Source organism: Mesorhizobium sp. CNPSo 4684 (genome assembly GCF_057784315.1).
The window spans coordinates 1-13,786 of record NZ_JBWLUX010000011.1 but is presented as its reverse complement, the minus strand read 5'-3'; the positions used below and the strand labels follow the sequence as shown (position 1 = coordinate 13,786).

General features: G+C 63.1%; 13 protein-coding genes and 1 pseudogene. 8 read left to right on the top strand and 6 right to left on the bottom strand.

Annotated elements, in window-relative coordinates; translation table 11 throughout:
• Position 1 precedes the first annotated feature (1 nt).
• The 3 genes from AC04SG_RS11805 to AC04SG_RS11795 all read right to left on the bottom strand — a co-directional run bounded on the left by AC04SG_RS11805 (position 2) and on the right by AC04SG_RS11795 (position 3,745).
• Positions 2-1,156, bottom strand: a complete 1,155-nt coding sequence (locus AC04SG_RS11805; protein ID WP_488551161.1) for a carbohydrate ABC transporter permease — start codon at positions 1,154-1,156, stop codon at positions 2-4.
• Position 1,157: 1 nt separating this feature from the next.
• Positions 1,158-2,171 carry a carbohydrate ABC transporter permease gene (locus AC04SG_RS11800; protein ID WP_488551160.1) on the bottom strand — a complete coding sequence of 338 codons (1,014 nt, stop codon included), beginning with the start codon at positions 2,169-2,171 and terminating at the stop codon, positions 1,158-1,160.
• Between the two features lie 218 nt (positions 2,172-2,389).
• Complete coding sequence (locus tag AC04SG_RS11795) at positions 2,390-3,745, bottom strand: ABC transporter substrate-binding protein (protein WP_192249306.1); 1,356 nt, start codon at positions 3,743-3,745, stop codon at positions 2,390-2,392.
• 363 nt (positions 3,746-4,108) lie between these two features.
• Between AC04SG_RS11795 and AC04SG_RS11790 the strand changes: the two genes are divergently transcribed.
• The 8 genes and pseudogenes from AC04SG_RS11790 (at position 4,109) to AC04SG_RS11755 (ending at position 10,816) form a co-directional block, all read left to right on the top strand.
• Positions 4,109-5,131 carry a substrate-binding domain-containing protein gene (locus tag AC04SG_RS11790; protein ID WP_488551159.1) on the top strand — a complete coding sequence of 341 codons (1,023 nt, stop codon included), beginning with the start codon at positions 4,109-4,111 and terminating at the stop codon, positions 5,129-5,131.
• 97 nt (positions 5,132-5,228) lie between these two features.
• A complete protein-coding gene (locus AC04SG_RS11785) occupies positions 5,229-5,363 on the top strand; it encodes a hypothetical protein (protein ID WP_488551158.1) in 135 nt (44 codons plus the stop codon).
• 341 nt (positions 5,364-5,704) lie between these two features.
• Positions 5,705-6,715, top strand: coding sequence for a hydroxyacid dehydrogenase (locus AC04SG_RS11780; RefSeq protein ID WP_488551157.1), 1,011 nt, complete (start codon positions 5,705-5,707; stop codon positions 6,713-6,715).
• Positions 6,712-6,891 (top strand): annotated as a pseudogene (locus tag AC04SG_RS11775) (transcriptional regulator); the annotation flags it as partial. The gene AC04SG_RS11780 and the pseudogene AC04SG_RS11775, both read left to right, overlap by 4 nt.
• A 163-nt stretch (positions 6,892-7,054) precedes the next feature.
• Positions 7,055-8,401, top strand: coding sequence for an NAD(P)/FAD-dependent oxidoreductase (locus AC04SG_RS11770; RefSeq protein ID WP_488551156.1), 1,347 nt, complete (start codon positions 7,055-7,057; stop codon positions 8,399-8,401).
• Positions 8,402-8,612: 211 nt separating this feature from the next.
• A complete protein-coding gene (locus AC04SG_RS11765) occupies positions 8,613-8,789 on the top strand; it encodes a hypothetical protein (RefSeq protein WP_192255001.1) in 177 nt (58 codons plus the stop codon).
• A 174-nt stretch (positions 8,790-8,963) separates the two neighbouring features.
• On the top strand, positions 8,964-9,530 hold the full coding sequence (locus AC04SG_RS11760) for an OsmC family protein (RefSeq protein ID WP_203277682.1): 567 nt from the start codon (positions 8,964-8,966) through the stop codon (positions 9,528-9,530).
• A complete protein-coding gene (locus AC04SG_RS11755) occupies positions 9,530-10,816 on the top strand; it encodes an NAD(P)-binding domain-containing protein (protein WP_488551155.1) in 1,287 nt (428 codons plus the stop codon). The genes AC04SG_RS11760 and AC04SG_RS11755 overlap by 1 nt, the downstream gene beginning before the upstream one ends.
• A gap of 10 nt (positions 10,817-10,826) precedes the next feature.
• Here AC04SG_RS11755 and AC04SG_RS11750 read toward each other — a convergent pair whose 3' ends face one another.
• From AC04SG_RS11750 to AC04SG_RS11740, 3 genes are read right to left on the bottom strand one after another with little or no spacing between them, the layout of a single operon-like run.
• Complete coding sequence (locus AC04SG_RS11750; RefSeq protein ID WP_488551154.1) at positions 10,827-12,245, bottom strand: S8 family serine peptidase; 1,419 nt, start codon at positions 12,243-12,245, stop codon at positions 10,827-10,829.
• Positions 12,235-12,903, bottom strand: a complete 669-nt coding sequence (locus tag AC04SG_RS11745) for an anti-sigma factor (RefSeq protein WP_488551276.1) — start codon at positions 12,901-12,903, stop codon at positions 12,235-12,237. Before AC04SG_RS11745 ends, AC04SG_RS11750 begins: the two co-directional genes overlap by 11 nt.
• Positions 12,904-12,917: 14 nt before the next feature.
• Positions 12,918-13,484: a sigma-70 family RNA polymerase sigma factor gene (locus AC04SG_RS11740; protein WP_488551153.1), complete on the bottom strand. Its 567-nt coding sequence runs from the start codon at positions 13,482-13,484 to the stop codon at positions 12,918-12,920.
• Between the last annotated feature and the right edge of the window lie 302 nt (positions 13,485-13,786).

The following is a 13,786-nucleotide window of genomic DNA, read 5'->3' as shown; positions in this document are numbered from 1 at the left end:
CTCAACCTCCTTTGACCGAGCCGGCCAGCAGCCCGCGGACGAAATAGCGCTGTAGCGAGAAGAACACGATCAGCGGCACGATGATGGTGACGAAGGCCGATGTCGTCAGGATCTCCCAGTCGCCGCCGCGCGAACCGAGCAGTGCATTGAGCTTGGCGGTCAGCACGATCTGATCGCCCTCGGTACCGAGGAAAACCATCGCCACCAACAAATCGTTCCAAACCCACAGGAACTGGAAGATGGCGAAGGAGGCCAGCACCGGGAACGACAGCGGCAGCACGATCTTGACGAAGATCTCGAAATCACTGGCGCCGTCGATGCGAGCCGATTCCATGATCTCGCGCGGCAGGCCGGCAATATAGCTGCGCAGGAGATAGATGGCGAAGGGCAGGCCGAAGCCGGTATGCGCCAGCCAGATGCCGAGATAGGTTTTCGACGGCACGCCGAAGAAAGTGCCGACACCGTTGTAGAGTTTGAGCAACGGGATCAGCGACATCTGCAGCGGCACGACCAGCAGGCCGATGATGACGGCGATCAGCAGCGCGCGGCCGGGAAAGCGCATCCAGGCCAGTGCATAGGCGGCGAAGGCCGCGATCAGGATCGGGATGACGGTCGCCGGAATGGTGACGGTCAGCGAGTTCATGAAGGAGCGGCCGATGCCTTCGGAAAACAGCACCGTGTCGTAATTGTCGGTGGTGAATTTCGGCGGCGCCGACGAGGCATAATAGACGCGCTGGCCGCGGTCGCCCTCAAAGGCTTTCGGCGACGACATGACGAACGTGCCGTCGGCATTGAGCTGCAGGGTGACGCCATCGCCGAGATCGGCAGTCGTGCCGGCCGGATATTGCGTCGGTGCCGCCGACTTGACGCCGAAAGCGCTGATGTTGCGGGCGGCAGCGTCGCCGAAGATGTTGCCTGCAAGCACGAATTTGCCGTCCTTCTCGACCTGCGCCGAGGCCGGCGGCAACCGGCCCGCTTCGGTCTGGGTGGAACTGGAGAACGAATTCCACCAGCCCGAGGCGATGATCTGGTCCTTGTCGCGCAGCGAGGAGACCAGGATGCCGAGCGTCGGCACGGTCCAGATGGCGACGAAGATGAGCACGGCGATGTGGACGCCGAATCGGCTGGCAAAGGATTTTCCGGTCGCGACGGCCATCTCAATGCCCTCCCGTCTCTTTGTTCGCCTGGCGAATGTTCCAGACCATGATCGGGATGACCGCGATCATGATGATGATGGCGATGGTGGCGCCGCGGCCGAAATCACCGCCGCCGCGGAACATCCAGTCGAACATCAGATTGGCCAGCACCTGGCTGTTCCATTGGCCGTTGGTCATGGTCAGCACGATGTCGAACACTTTCAGCACCAGGATGGTGATCGTCGTCCAGACCACGGCAATGGTGCCCCAGATCTGCGGCACCATGATCTTCCAGAAAATCTGGAACGGATTGGCGCCGTCAATGACCGCGGCTTCGAGCGTCTCCTCGGGGATGCCGCGCAGCGCCGAAGACAGGATGACCATGGCAAAGCCGGTCTGGATCCAGATCAGGATGATCATCAGGAAGAAATTGTTCCAGAACGGCAGCGATATCCAGACCTGCGGCTGGCCGCCGAAATACTGGATGATCGAGTTGAGCAGGCCGATCTGCACCTGGCCTTCGCCGCGATACTCGTAGATGAATTTCCAGATCACGCTGGCGCCGACGAAGGAGATCGCCAGCGGCAGGAAGATCAGACTCTTGGCGATCGTGCCCCACCAGATCTTGTCGGTGAGCACTGCGATGATCAGCCCGAGAAAGGTGCACGCCGCCGGCACTACTGCCAGCCAGATGATGTTGTTGAGGATCGAGTTGCGGAACTCGCGGTCGCCGAACGCCCATTCATAATTGGCGAAGCCGACAAAATGCTGGCCGCCGCGGTCGAGGAAGGACAGCCAGAGCGTCGCCACCACCGGATAGATCAGATAGACGGTAAGGATGATTATCGCCGGGCCGACGAACAGCCACGGACGCACCAGCCCTTGCCGGCGCAGATTGTCGATGGCCGCAGCCCCGGCGACGCCCCGCGACGGGAAAATCAGGTCGACCAGCTTGTTGGCGCCCCAGAAATAGGCGACGCAGCCGCCGACGCCGATGATGATGACAAAAATGGCCGATAAGATCTGAGCAGCCATGGGTCCCTCTCCCTGCGCATGATCGGCCGGGCTTTGAACAGCCCTGGCGATGTGGCAATGCGCCGATTTAAGTTATTCGGAACGAACGAACGCAAATCGGTCCGGCGTACGGCGCCGGTCGGATCCGGGCCAACAGGGCCCGGATCCAGTCTGTGGAGGAAGTCCTGAACTTGCAGCCGAAGCGGCTGCTGACTCGCCGCTGATTGCTTGGCCGCTGATTACTTGATCGCGTCCCAGCTCTTCTGGATGTCGGTTGCGACATCCTGGGCCGACTTGCCGCCAACCAGATCGATCATGCCGGTCCAGAAGGCGCCGGCGCCGATCTTGCCCGGCATCAGGTCCGAACCGTCGAAGCGGAAGGTCGAGGCATTGGCGAGGATCTCGCCCTGCTTCTTCAGCGCGTCGCTGGCATAGGCATCCTTGTTGACCGACTTGAGCGGCGTCACGAAGCCGCCCTGAGCCATCCAGATTTCATGCGCCAGCGGCATCTTCAGGAATTCGATGAAGGCGCGCGCGCCCTTCGAATCCTTGGTGATCATGGCGAGCGTACCGGCGCCGAGCACGGGCGTGCCCAGTTCAGGCTTGGACGCATAGGGCGGGAAGTAGAAGAAGTCGGCATCCTGGCCCACTTTGGTGCCTTCCGGGAAGAAGGTCGGGATGAACGAGGCCTGATGGTGCAGGTAGCATTTCGGCGGCACCGAGAAGAGGCCCTTGGGGCTGTCGCGGAAGTCGGTCGCGGCAACCGCCTTGGCGCCGCCATCGACCATCTTGTCGTCGGTGGCGATCTTGCCGAAGATGTCGATGGCGTTGACCACCGCCGGGTCGTTGAACGGGATCTCGTTCTTCACCCACTTGTCGTAGACGTCAGGCGCCTGGGTGCGCAGCATGATGTCTTCGACCCAGTCGGTCGCCGGCCAGCCGGTGGCGCCGCCCGAGCCGAGACCGATGCACCACGGCGTGCCACCGTCGGCGATGATCTTCTTCTCGAGGTCGGCAAGCTCTTCCTGGGTCTTGGGAACCTTGTAGCCGGCTTCCTCGAAATTGTCCGGCGAGTACCAGACCAGCGATTTCACGTCGGCCTTGTAGGGGAAGGCGAAGAAGCCCGGCTTGCCGTCCTTGTCCTTGAAGGTGCCGAGGTCGACCCATGACTGGCCGGCGCCGTAATTGTCCTTGACCCATTTGGCGGTGTCGTCGCCGAGCGGCGTCAGCAGGCCCTTGGAGGCCAGATCCTGGATCAGGCCCGGCTGCGGCAGCACGGCGATGTTGGGCGGACTGCCGGCCTGGGTGTCGATGACGATCTGTTGTTCGTAATTCTCCGACGAGGAGTATTTGATCTCGGCGCCGGTGGCTTCCTGGAAATACTCGAGAACCGTGCGGATGAGACCTTCGTCCTCGCCGCGCCAGGGTCCGAAGATGGTCAGCGTCTCGCCCTTGAGATCGACCTTTTTCAGCTCTTCGTAGTTGGCCCAGTTGAAGCGCTTGTCTTCACCCGGCTTGAATTTCAGTTCGGCTTGCGCCGGCAGGCTCAGAGCGAGCGTTGCAAACGCGGCGCCAAGCAGAAGCATCTTCTTCATCGCATTCCTCCCAGTGGTCACATACACCCGGACGGAACCTCCATTCCGCCCGCCGACGCCGCAGGACTGTGACTCACTCGGAAAGGAACCGCAACCTTTCGAAAGAGTCTTCCAAAGCGCTTTGGTCTTTTTTGATCTCGCCATTGAATCCAACGGAAGTCAAGAGGGTAGCGGCTAATCGATTTAATTTCGGGCTGCAACACTTGATAAAGTGCACTGCAGCATAGTTTTTTGGCGATGCAGCAGCGTATTATGCTTCAAACTGGCCGGACCAGTGCGTATGGTCCCATGGTTCGGCAGCGCCCTTCATGGCGCCCGAGCGGATTCAAAATTAAAAGCGCTTTGAGGCTTGGAGGCCTCCCAGTGAACCTGAAACAGCTCTCCCATATGCTGGCTCTGTCGCAGACAACGGTCAGCCGTGCGCTGAACGGCTATCCGGAGGTCAACGAGGAAACCCGTCGGCGCGTGGTGGATGCCGCCAAGCGCCACGGCTACCGGCCCAACCCGAGCGCGCGCCGGCTGGCGACCGGCAAGACCGGCATGATCGGCTATGTCCTGCCGACCGGCGCCTCGGTCGATATCGATCCGCATTTTGTCGAGTTCCTCTCCGGCCTGGGCGACTATGCCCGCTCGCACGAACTCGACCTCGTTCTGTCGCCGGCTGACGCCGACGACCAGGAGACCACCTATCGCCGCATCGTCGCCAACCGCCAGGTCGACGCCGTCTACATCTCCTCGCCGCGGCCGGCCGACCGGCGGGTGGCGCTGGTCAACACGCTGGGCATTCCCTTCATCGTCCATGGCCGCAGCGACGGCTTCGATTTCGACTATCCGTTCACCGACATCGACAATGAGGGCGCCTTCCACGAGGCGGCCCGGCTGCTGGTGCAGCTCGGCCATCGCCGGCTGGCGCTGATCAATGGCGACGACCGCGAGACCTTCGCCATTCACCGCGAGCGCGGCATGCGTCGCGCGCTGGCCGCCAGCGGCCTGACACTCGGCGAGCGTCACGTCTGCTCGGTGACGATGACCGAGGAGAACGGCTATCGCGCCGCGCGGCGCCTGCTCGAACAGAGCGAACCGCCAACCGCGATCGCCTGCTCCAGCCTGATCATGTCGCTCGGCGTCGTGCGCGCGGTGCGCGACCTTGGCCTGACCATTCCCGGCGACCTGTCGCTGATCGCCCATGACGACGTCTTCCCATGGCTGAAGCCCGAGAATTTTTCCGTTCCGCTGTCGACGACACGCTCGTCGATCCGCCTCGCCGGGGCCCGCATCGCCGAGCGGCTGGCGGCGCGCATATCGGGGCTGGAAGAGGGGGCGCGCGGCGAAATCTGGCCGGTCGACCTGGTGGTCAGGGGCTCGGTGGCAGGCGCGCCGGGTTAGGGGGCAGAACTCAATCACCTGTAGCGATCGAACTCGACCCAAAGCCTACGTCCGTCTTCCACGACGCGAATGGCCCCCACGCGCTTAACATCAGCCGTTGAGCAGACATACTTGCGTCCCGGAAAGCGGACGCGATGCACTCCTGCTCCTGGCGCGATGGGAGTTGGGCGACCAGATCGCGCTCGACGGCACCGACCGCGTACTTCGCGCCTCGACCAACACCGCCAACTGAGGCGGAGATATTCCCGCTATAGCCAGGAAAAGTGAATGCAGGATCTCTGCTGCGCTATTTTTTTGGACGGTCGTGTGCGAGGCTTAGGTCGTGGGTCCGATATGCCCTGGGAAAGAAGCATGCTTAAGATGCGTTGCGCCCCTCCGGCAGCGATCGCGGTTGAGCACTCAAGCCGCTGCCCGGCAACGCGGCGACTGCGCACGCATCTGTCCAACACCTGCCAGCGCATCTTCCGCGGCCGACGTACCAACCAGCCCGGACGGCGCTTCGAAGCGGATTGAAATCGGCAAGAACTGTTCCGTCGGGACAATTCGAAGGTATTCGAGGAGATCGCCACCATCATGAGCGCTCAAGGCTTGCCCAGGGTTCTCGCATTTGAACGCTACGACCCGACTGACGCCTCGCTAGACTGGCTGCGCGAGCGTGGGGTCAACGTCATTTTCGGCAATGCGCTCTGGGAAATGCCGTTCAAGCGCTTCACCGAGGATGAGCTGATTGCCAAGGCACATGGCTGTGTCGCCTTGATGGGGGCAAGCGGCACCCGCATCACCAGGCGCGTGATGCAGGCGCTTCCGGATCTGCGCTACATTTCAAAATATGGCATTGGCGTCGACAGCATCGACATCGACGCCGCCACCGAGCACGGCATTCTGGTTTCGAGTACGCCGAACGATTTTCAGATCTTCACGGTCAGCGAGCACGCGGTCGCCCTGATGCTGGCGGTTGCCAAACAACTTGGCACGTGGACGCCTGAATTCATGCGGCGTGGCGGGTGGCGCGGCCTGACACATGGCGCGACGCTGCGCGGCGCCACCGTCGGCATCCTCGGCCTAGGCCGCATCGGCCGTGGCGTGGCGCAACGGCTGTCCGGCTGGGAGGCTCGCATCCTTGCCTATGATCCCTTCCTGAAGAAAGCGCCTCCAGGCATCGAACTCGTTGACTTCTCCACCCTGGTGGAGCAATCCGACTTCCTGACGCTGCACGCAACGCCGAGCCCGGATAACCATCACATCCTAAACGCTGCCGCGTTCGCGAAGATGAAACCGTCAGCTATCGTCGTGAATACCGGGCGCGGATCGCTGATCGACTACACGGCCCTGCGAGCAGCGCTGGCCAATGGCCAAATCGCGGGTGCGGCTCTCGACGTGTTCGACCAGGAGCCGCCGAAGACCGACGATCCGCTGTTTTCGCTACCCAACGTCTTGTGCACACCGCATGTCGCCGCCTGGACGACTGAAGGAACACAGGCCATCGGCTGGCATGCGGCCAAGAACCTGTGGGCGATGATGAGCGGCGAAGGGCATGCCGATATCGTCAACCCGCAAGCCAGGCAGCGCAGGAGTTCGGCCTGAAGCCGGAGAATTTTTCCGTTCCGCTGTCGACGACACGCTCGTCCATCCGCCTCGCCGGGGCCCGCATCGCCGAGCGGCTGGCGGCGCGCATTTCCGGCCTTGAAGAAGGCGCGCGAGGCGAGGTCTGGCCGGTCGACCTGGTGGTCAGGGGCTCGGTGGCGGGGGCGCCGAGCTGAGGTCAATCCCATCAGTCCGTTGGGCCGAATTCGACCCCTTGCGGAGGTTGACTGCAGATAGATTGAATTGTCGTGGGACAACGGTCTGCCTGGGTCTGTCCTTGATTTGGCTTCTACAGGGTGTCAACCGTAAGCCATCGACCAGCCTACAGGGATGCGCCATTTGCCCACCTTCCCGTTCTCCGAAGCGGATCCAATCCAGCATCCTGGCCCACCGCCGAAGACGTCGGAGGTGGTAATCATTGGCGGCGGTGTTATCGGCGTGACGACAGCGCTTTTCCTGGCGCAGCGCAACATTGGGGTGACGCTGCTGGAAAAGGGACGCGTTGCGGCAGAGCAATCATCCCGCAACTGGGGCTGGATCAGAAAGCAGGGACGGGACGCCGACGAGGTGCCCATCGTCATCGAGGCTATTCGCCTGTGGCGGCAGCTGGCTGAGGAATGCGGCGAAGACATCGGCCTGACCCAGGCAGGCGTGACCTATCTGGCAAACTCGGACAAGGACATGGCCGGCTTCGAAGCGTTCATGAAGATCGCCGCGATCCATGCGCTCGACACGCGTCTCCTGGACGGTGACGAAACCGCGAAGCTCATCAAAGGCATGTCGCGCAGATTCAAGGGCGCGATGACGACGCCCTCCGACATGCGTGCGGAGCCCTGGCTGGCGGTGCCGGCACTTGCCCGGCTTGCCGTCCGAAAGGGTGTCAAAATCGTCGAGAATTGCGCAGCGCGAACCCTCGAGATCTCGGCCGGCAGGGTCCGAGGGTTATGGACCGAGGCGGGGTATATCGAGACCTCCACCGTGCTGGTTGCGGGTGGCGCCTGGTCGTCTCTGTTCCTGAGAAGACATGGCGTCTCCATCCCCCAGCTCAGCGTCAGGGTAACCGTCGCCGCAACGGAGCCCTTGCCCGAGATCTATGCAGGTGCGGCGACTGACGAACACATCGCTTTCAGGCGCCGGCAGGATGGCGGCTACACGCTCGCCGCGGGCGGCAGCCATTTGCACTATGTGGGGCCGGACGCATTCCGTCACGCCACCAAATACCTTGCGGCCCTCAGGGACAATCCGCTGGGAACACGCTACTTTCCGTTCGCGCCGTCAGGTTACCCCGATGCCTGGTCGACGCCGCGCGATTGGGCGCCGGATTCGCGCAGCCCTTTCGAGAGAATGCGTGTGCTCAGCCCGGCCCCTGAACGGGCCCGTCAGCGTTCGATAGAACGCAAGTTCAAGCACCTCTTTCCGCAGTTCGAGACGGTTCGCCTGAAGGCAAGCTGGGGTGGCATGATCGACGCCATGCCCGACGTCGTCCCCGTCGTGGATCGGGTAGAGGCAGTCGGCGGCCTTTTCGTCGCGACGGGAATGAGCGGCCACGGCTTCGGGATCGGGCCTGGCATAGGTCGCGTCGTTGCCGACATGATCCAGGGAAACGAGACCGGACACGACCTCAGCCGCTTCCGGCTGTCACGCTTTTATGATGGAAGTCCTGTCCGGTTGGGTCCGGCCCTCTGAATTGGCCGCGCGTATCCGCCACTTCTTCTTCGTCGACGCCTTCGTGTCCGGCCACCCGTAGCCGAAATCCCTCGCGTAGGTCATTTGCGATTTTGTTACCGAACGTCGGTTTTGGTGCAACCTTGCAGATACAAATGTGGAGCATTTAACAGACTGTTGAGCGGCTCCTTGGGTATATCCCGAGGCGCCGAAAGCTCTACAGGAGAAGAAGATGTCAATGTTTGAAACGGTCGCGCGCTACGGGGCGGCCATCAAAAACGCCCGTGAAGCACGAAAGTCCGAACGCGTTCTGAACAGCCTGCCATTGGAAATTCAAAAGGACATTGGCTGGCCGGTTACACCGCGCCAAAAAAGGCTCTCATCAAACAGCTGGGGCAGGATCCTCTGAACGAGGCGCCACCCCAGCCTCGGCGATCGCTGGAGTTCGGCTGGAGGAGTTACGCCAGCACAGCGCTTCGCCGGGCGATTCCACGCTCACTCCCATGCTGCGTACAACACGCCCGTGGGAAGACATTCCGTCCGCTGTAAGCCGGACCCTCACCTGTCAACAGGAGTACGACCTATGACCAAACACATGGAAACCGCCACAAATGGTGTCAACGTAGCCGCCCTGCTTGGCGCCCGCGAGGCGCTGAAGGATGCCCCCGAGGCCGCCCGTTTCAAGTGGCGCGCGACGAGTGAATGGGTCAAAGGGACCCACAACCGAGCCACAGTCGATGGATTCTTCGGCCTGGGCGCAGAACAGCAGCATCGCCAGACCTACAAGTTCGAGTCCGATCACCCGGAAATCTTTGCGTCCGAGGACAAGGGTGCGACACCCGTCGAATTTGTGCTGGTCGGACTGGCCGGCTGCCTCACCGCGGGCATCGCCGCTGTCGCGCAAAACCGCAACATCCAGCTCCACTCGGTCAAGGCAACGCTCGAAGCCGGCATGAATATCCAGGGCATCCTCGGCATCGATCCGGACGTGCGCAATGGTTTCGACGGCATCAAGGTGCACTACGACATCGACGCGGACGCCAGCGCGGAAGACATAGCCGCTCTTGTCGCGCAGTCGCAGAAGCGCTCAGCCGTCTTTGACGTGATCACCAACCCGACCGATGTAACGGTCACCTCGAGCAAGTCCTGATGAGCAAAAGCGCATCGCGCGGGATCGCCGGCACCGTTGACGTCGTCATCATCGGTGCCGGTCACTCAGGCCTGGCGATAAGCTATCTGCTGGGCCAGCACTCGCTCAGACATGTGGTTCTCGAGCGAGGCGAGGTCGCGAATAGCTGGCGCACGGAGCGCTGGGATTCGCTGCACTTGCTCACGCCCAACTGGATGGCGCGGCTCCCCGACTACCCATACCAGGGCGACGACCCGGACGGCTACATGAGCGCCGGGCAGATCGCCGATTTCATTTCCGACTACGCCACATACACATCAGCACCGGTTCTAACGCGCACCGCAGTCAACAGAGTTGAGCAGAGCAGCCACGGCTTTCGGGTGGAAACCCAAAATGGGGGCTGGCTGTGCCGAGCCGTGGTGCTCGCCACGGGTGCCTTCAACAAGCCGGTTGTTCCGCGACTGGCCGAGGCCATTCCAGCCGCCATCGAACAGCTCTCGGCTCACTCCTACCGCAATCCCGAGCAGCTTGTCCCTGGCGGGGTGCTGGTGGTTGGGGCATCGGCGACAGGTCTGCAATTGGCGCAGGAGATCCAGCTGAGCGGCCGGCCTGTCACGCTCGCGGTGGGCGAACACGTCCGGCTGCCGCGCGTCTATCGAGGTCGCGATATTCAATGGTGGATGCTTGCAACGGGTGTGCTTGACCAGCGCATCGAAGACGCAGACGACCCCGACCGCGCCCGAAGAGTACCGTCGCCGCAGCTTGTCGGCGCATCAGACCGCGCCACGCTCGACCTCAATGTCCTGCAGGGGCAAGGCGTTAAAATCGTCGGACGCCTGATGGGCATTCGCGACGCAACAGCCCAGTTTTCAGGAACGCTTCGCAACGTCTGCGCGCTTGCCGACCTGAAGATGAACCGGCTGCTCGCATCGATCGACGAATGGGCAGAGGCGAATGCACCGTCCGGCATCGGCCCCATCGAGCGCTTTGCCCCCACGGCAATCGACGCGGCGCCGCAACTGAAGCTCAAACTCGGCGAAGACGTTCGCACGGTGCTATGGGCCACCGGTTTTCGGCCGGACTTTTCGTGGCTGGATTTGCCGATCTTCGATCGCAAGGGCGATCTGAAGCACGATCGAGGCGTTGCTGACGTTCCAGGGGTCTATGTGGTGGGACTGCCGTATCTGCGTCGCCGGAAATCGAGCTTCATTCACGGCGCCGAAGACGACGCGCGGGAACTAACCGCGCATCTGACCGACTACCTCGACAGGACACGCCAGATGTCTCTGCGCGCACTGGCCATGTGAAGTGACCGCACTATTTCGCCGCTTCGGCCGCTTTGATGTCCAGCAGCCCATAGCCGAAATCCTTGTCGCGGCCCTTCGGGCCGAGATCCCGGGCGGTGGCGGCCAGCGCCTTTTCGATGTCGTCGGCCGAGCGCTCGGGTGCGGCGTGGATCAAATTGGCGATGGCGCCGGAGACGATCGCGGCGGCAAACGAGGTGCCGGTGACCACGTCCGAGCCGGCGCCGCTCGGCGCCACCATCTCAACGCCGGGCGCCGAGATGAAGACGTAGGCGCCGCGATTGGCCTGCGGCATCAGCCCGTCCTTGGCGTCGGTGGCGGTCACCGCGATGACGCCGGGATAGGCGGCGGGGTAGCCATAGGGCGCTTTCGGCCCGTTGTTGCCGGCCGCCGCAACCAGGATGATGCCAAGCCCGCGCGCATTGCGGCAAGCGGTGGCGAGCAAATCGTTCTTGGGGCCGACGAAGCTCATGTTGATGATGCTGACATTCTGCTCCGCCGCCCAGTCGAGCGCCGACAGGATGACATCCATGGTCGATCTGCCGTCTTCGAAGGCGCGCGCATGATAGATCCTGGCCCCGGGCGCCATGCCTTCGAGCGCGCCGACACCGGCAATCAGCCCATCAACCGAGGTGCCATGGTCGCGCTTTTCGATCGGAACTTCCGGCATGGCGTCGAACTGGTCGGCAATGACGCCGGACAGCGCCGGATTGGTGTCGTCGATGCCGGTGTCGATGACGGCGACGCGCACGTTCTCGCCGCTGGCTTGCTTGTTGTCGAGCTGGATGCGCTCGAAGGCATAGTTGACGATGCCGGCCGCCTGCTGCAGCGAATAGATATGGTTTGGTTCGCGCCGCTGGGTGCGGCCGTCGGCGGCCAGCTGCGCCAGCACGGTGCCGACCGGGCGGCCGTCGGGAATGCCGAAGCGCACCAGCGTGGTGCCGAGCAGCCGCGACTGGCGCTGCGAGCGCACTTCGAGGCCGAAGGAGGCGGCGATTTGCTGAACGGCGCCGGCGTCACCATCGACTGTCACCAGCACCTCCTCGGGCACGAACGCGCCGGCGATGGCACGCCGCGGCGCGGTCGCGACAAGATCGGTCGGCGAAACGATGGGCCCACCGGCCGGCGGTCCGGCCTGGGTGTCGGCAGGCGGCGCTGACGGCCGTGGCGTCGGCACCGGCGCCGCGGAAGCGGGCGGATTGGGAAACAGGTCGACGATCAGCGCCGGAAGGACAACAGCGCCCTGGCCGCCGCCTGCTCCGCCACCCCTGTCGTCCTTGGGGCAGTCGGCTGCCGCCGCACCGGTCGTGTCGGTGCAGTCGGTCTTTGTGCGGCCGGCATTGGAGTCGTTGGTCTGCGCTAAAGCGGGCACGGCGGCGATTGTCATCGCCGCCGCAAGGACTGCAAATCGAATGACCGCCTTAGCTGCCATCAACCGGTTTCCTTCCCTCGATCACAGTCTCAGCGAAAGGCTGGGCGGCAATAAGGCCGAGCAACTTGGTATAGTCTGCTCCGGTCTTGACCGGGAGGGCAATGCGGAAGACGCCCGAAGCGGTCGGCCCGCCGGCGATCTTCAGCCCGTTCCGGTCGAGGAAGGCGGCGATGTCGGACATCCTGGCCTCCGGCTTGAACTTGACCAGCGCGAACGGCAGTTTCGCCAGCTCGTCCTCGGCCCCGGCAATCTCGAAATCATTGCCCTTGCCGCTGGTGTACACGTAGGACTGCACCACCACCAGCGCCAACAAGACAGCGGCCGCCGCCCAGGCGACACCGACCGGCACCGCCATGAAGCGATCGAGCGCCTGCGCCAGCCACGACCGGCCCGCCGGCGCGCGTGACGGCCCGGCCTCGGCGTCGAGCGCCTTGGCAAAGCGGCTAAGCGCATCGGCCGGTGGCCGGATCGCCTCATTGGCGGCGGTGGTGCCGGCGAATTCGGCCTCGGCTTCGTTAAGCGCCGCCATCGCGGCCGGATCGGTCGCCAGCCATTCCTCGACGGCTTCGAGGTCGGAGCCCTCCAGCGAGCCGTTCAGGTAGAACGGCAGCAGCGTTTCCATTTCGTCGCGGCGCGACATTTTTTCAGCGGCACTCATATCTTCAGGATTGCTCATGGCCACCCCCTATCGTAACCGGCGGCCTTGAGGGCTTCGCCGAGTTTTTTGCGGGCGTAGAACATACGGGTCTTGACGGTGGCGACCGGGATGTTGAGCACCTCGCCGATCTCCGTCACCGATTGTCCGTGGTAATAGGCAAGGTCGATCACCGAGCGGTGTTCTTCCGGCAAGGCATCGACAAAGCGCCGCAAGGCGGCGCCCTTGTCTTCCTTCATGGTCGCGACTTCCGGCGTGTCGGCGCTGTCAGGGACCTGCGCCGCATCGTCATCGTCGATCCAGTCTTCCTTTTTCTTGCGCAGCACCGACAGCGCCTTGAAGCGGGCGATGCCGAGCAGCCAGGTCGAGACTTCCGAGCGTCCCTCGAAGCCGGGCGCCTGGCGCCACAGCTCAAGAAAGACCTCGTTTGCGATATCGTCGGCCATCATTTCCGATCCCGTCTGGCGCGCCACGAAGCGGTAGACCCGCGCGTGGTGACGCATGAACAGCAGCCGAACAGCGGCACGGTCGCCCTTCGCGACCCGGTCGACAAGCGCGCGATCAGTCTCCGTCGCTGCCGTCATGGCCGGTCGAGCCGCCTGGCTCCTGTCTGCTCTGTCGCCGATCGGTCCAAAAAGGTTCATCCTTCCGCCAAGGAATTTTGGCGAAGCTAACCGAAGAGAGGGAGTGTTGCCAGAGCGTCTCCCTTCTCCCCGTCGCTATACGGGGAGAAGGTGCCGGTGTCCGAACCGGATAGATGGGTAACAGAATGGACCGATTAGATGGGTGACAGTTTTCTCCCTCGCCGGGAGGACCGGCGATGGTTTGGCGAGAGACTGGCATCATGGATGAGCGGCTTCGGTTTGTGGTGGGGTGGCTGACCGGC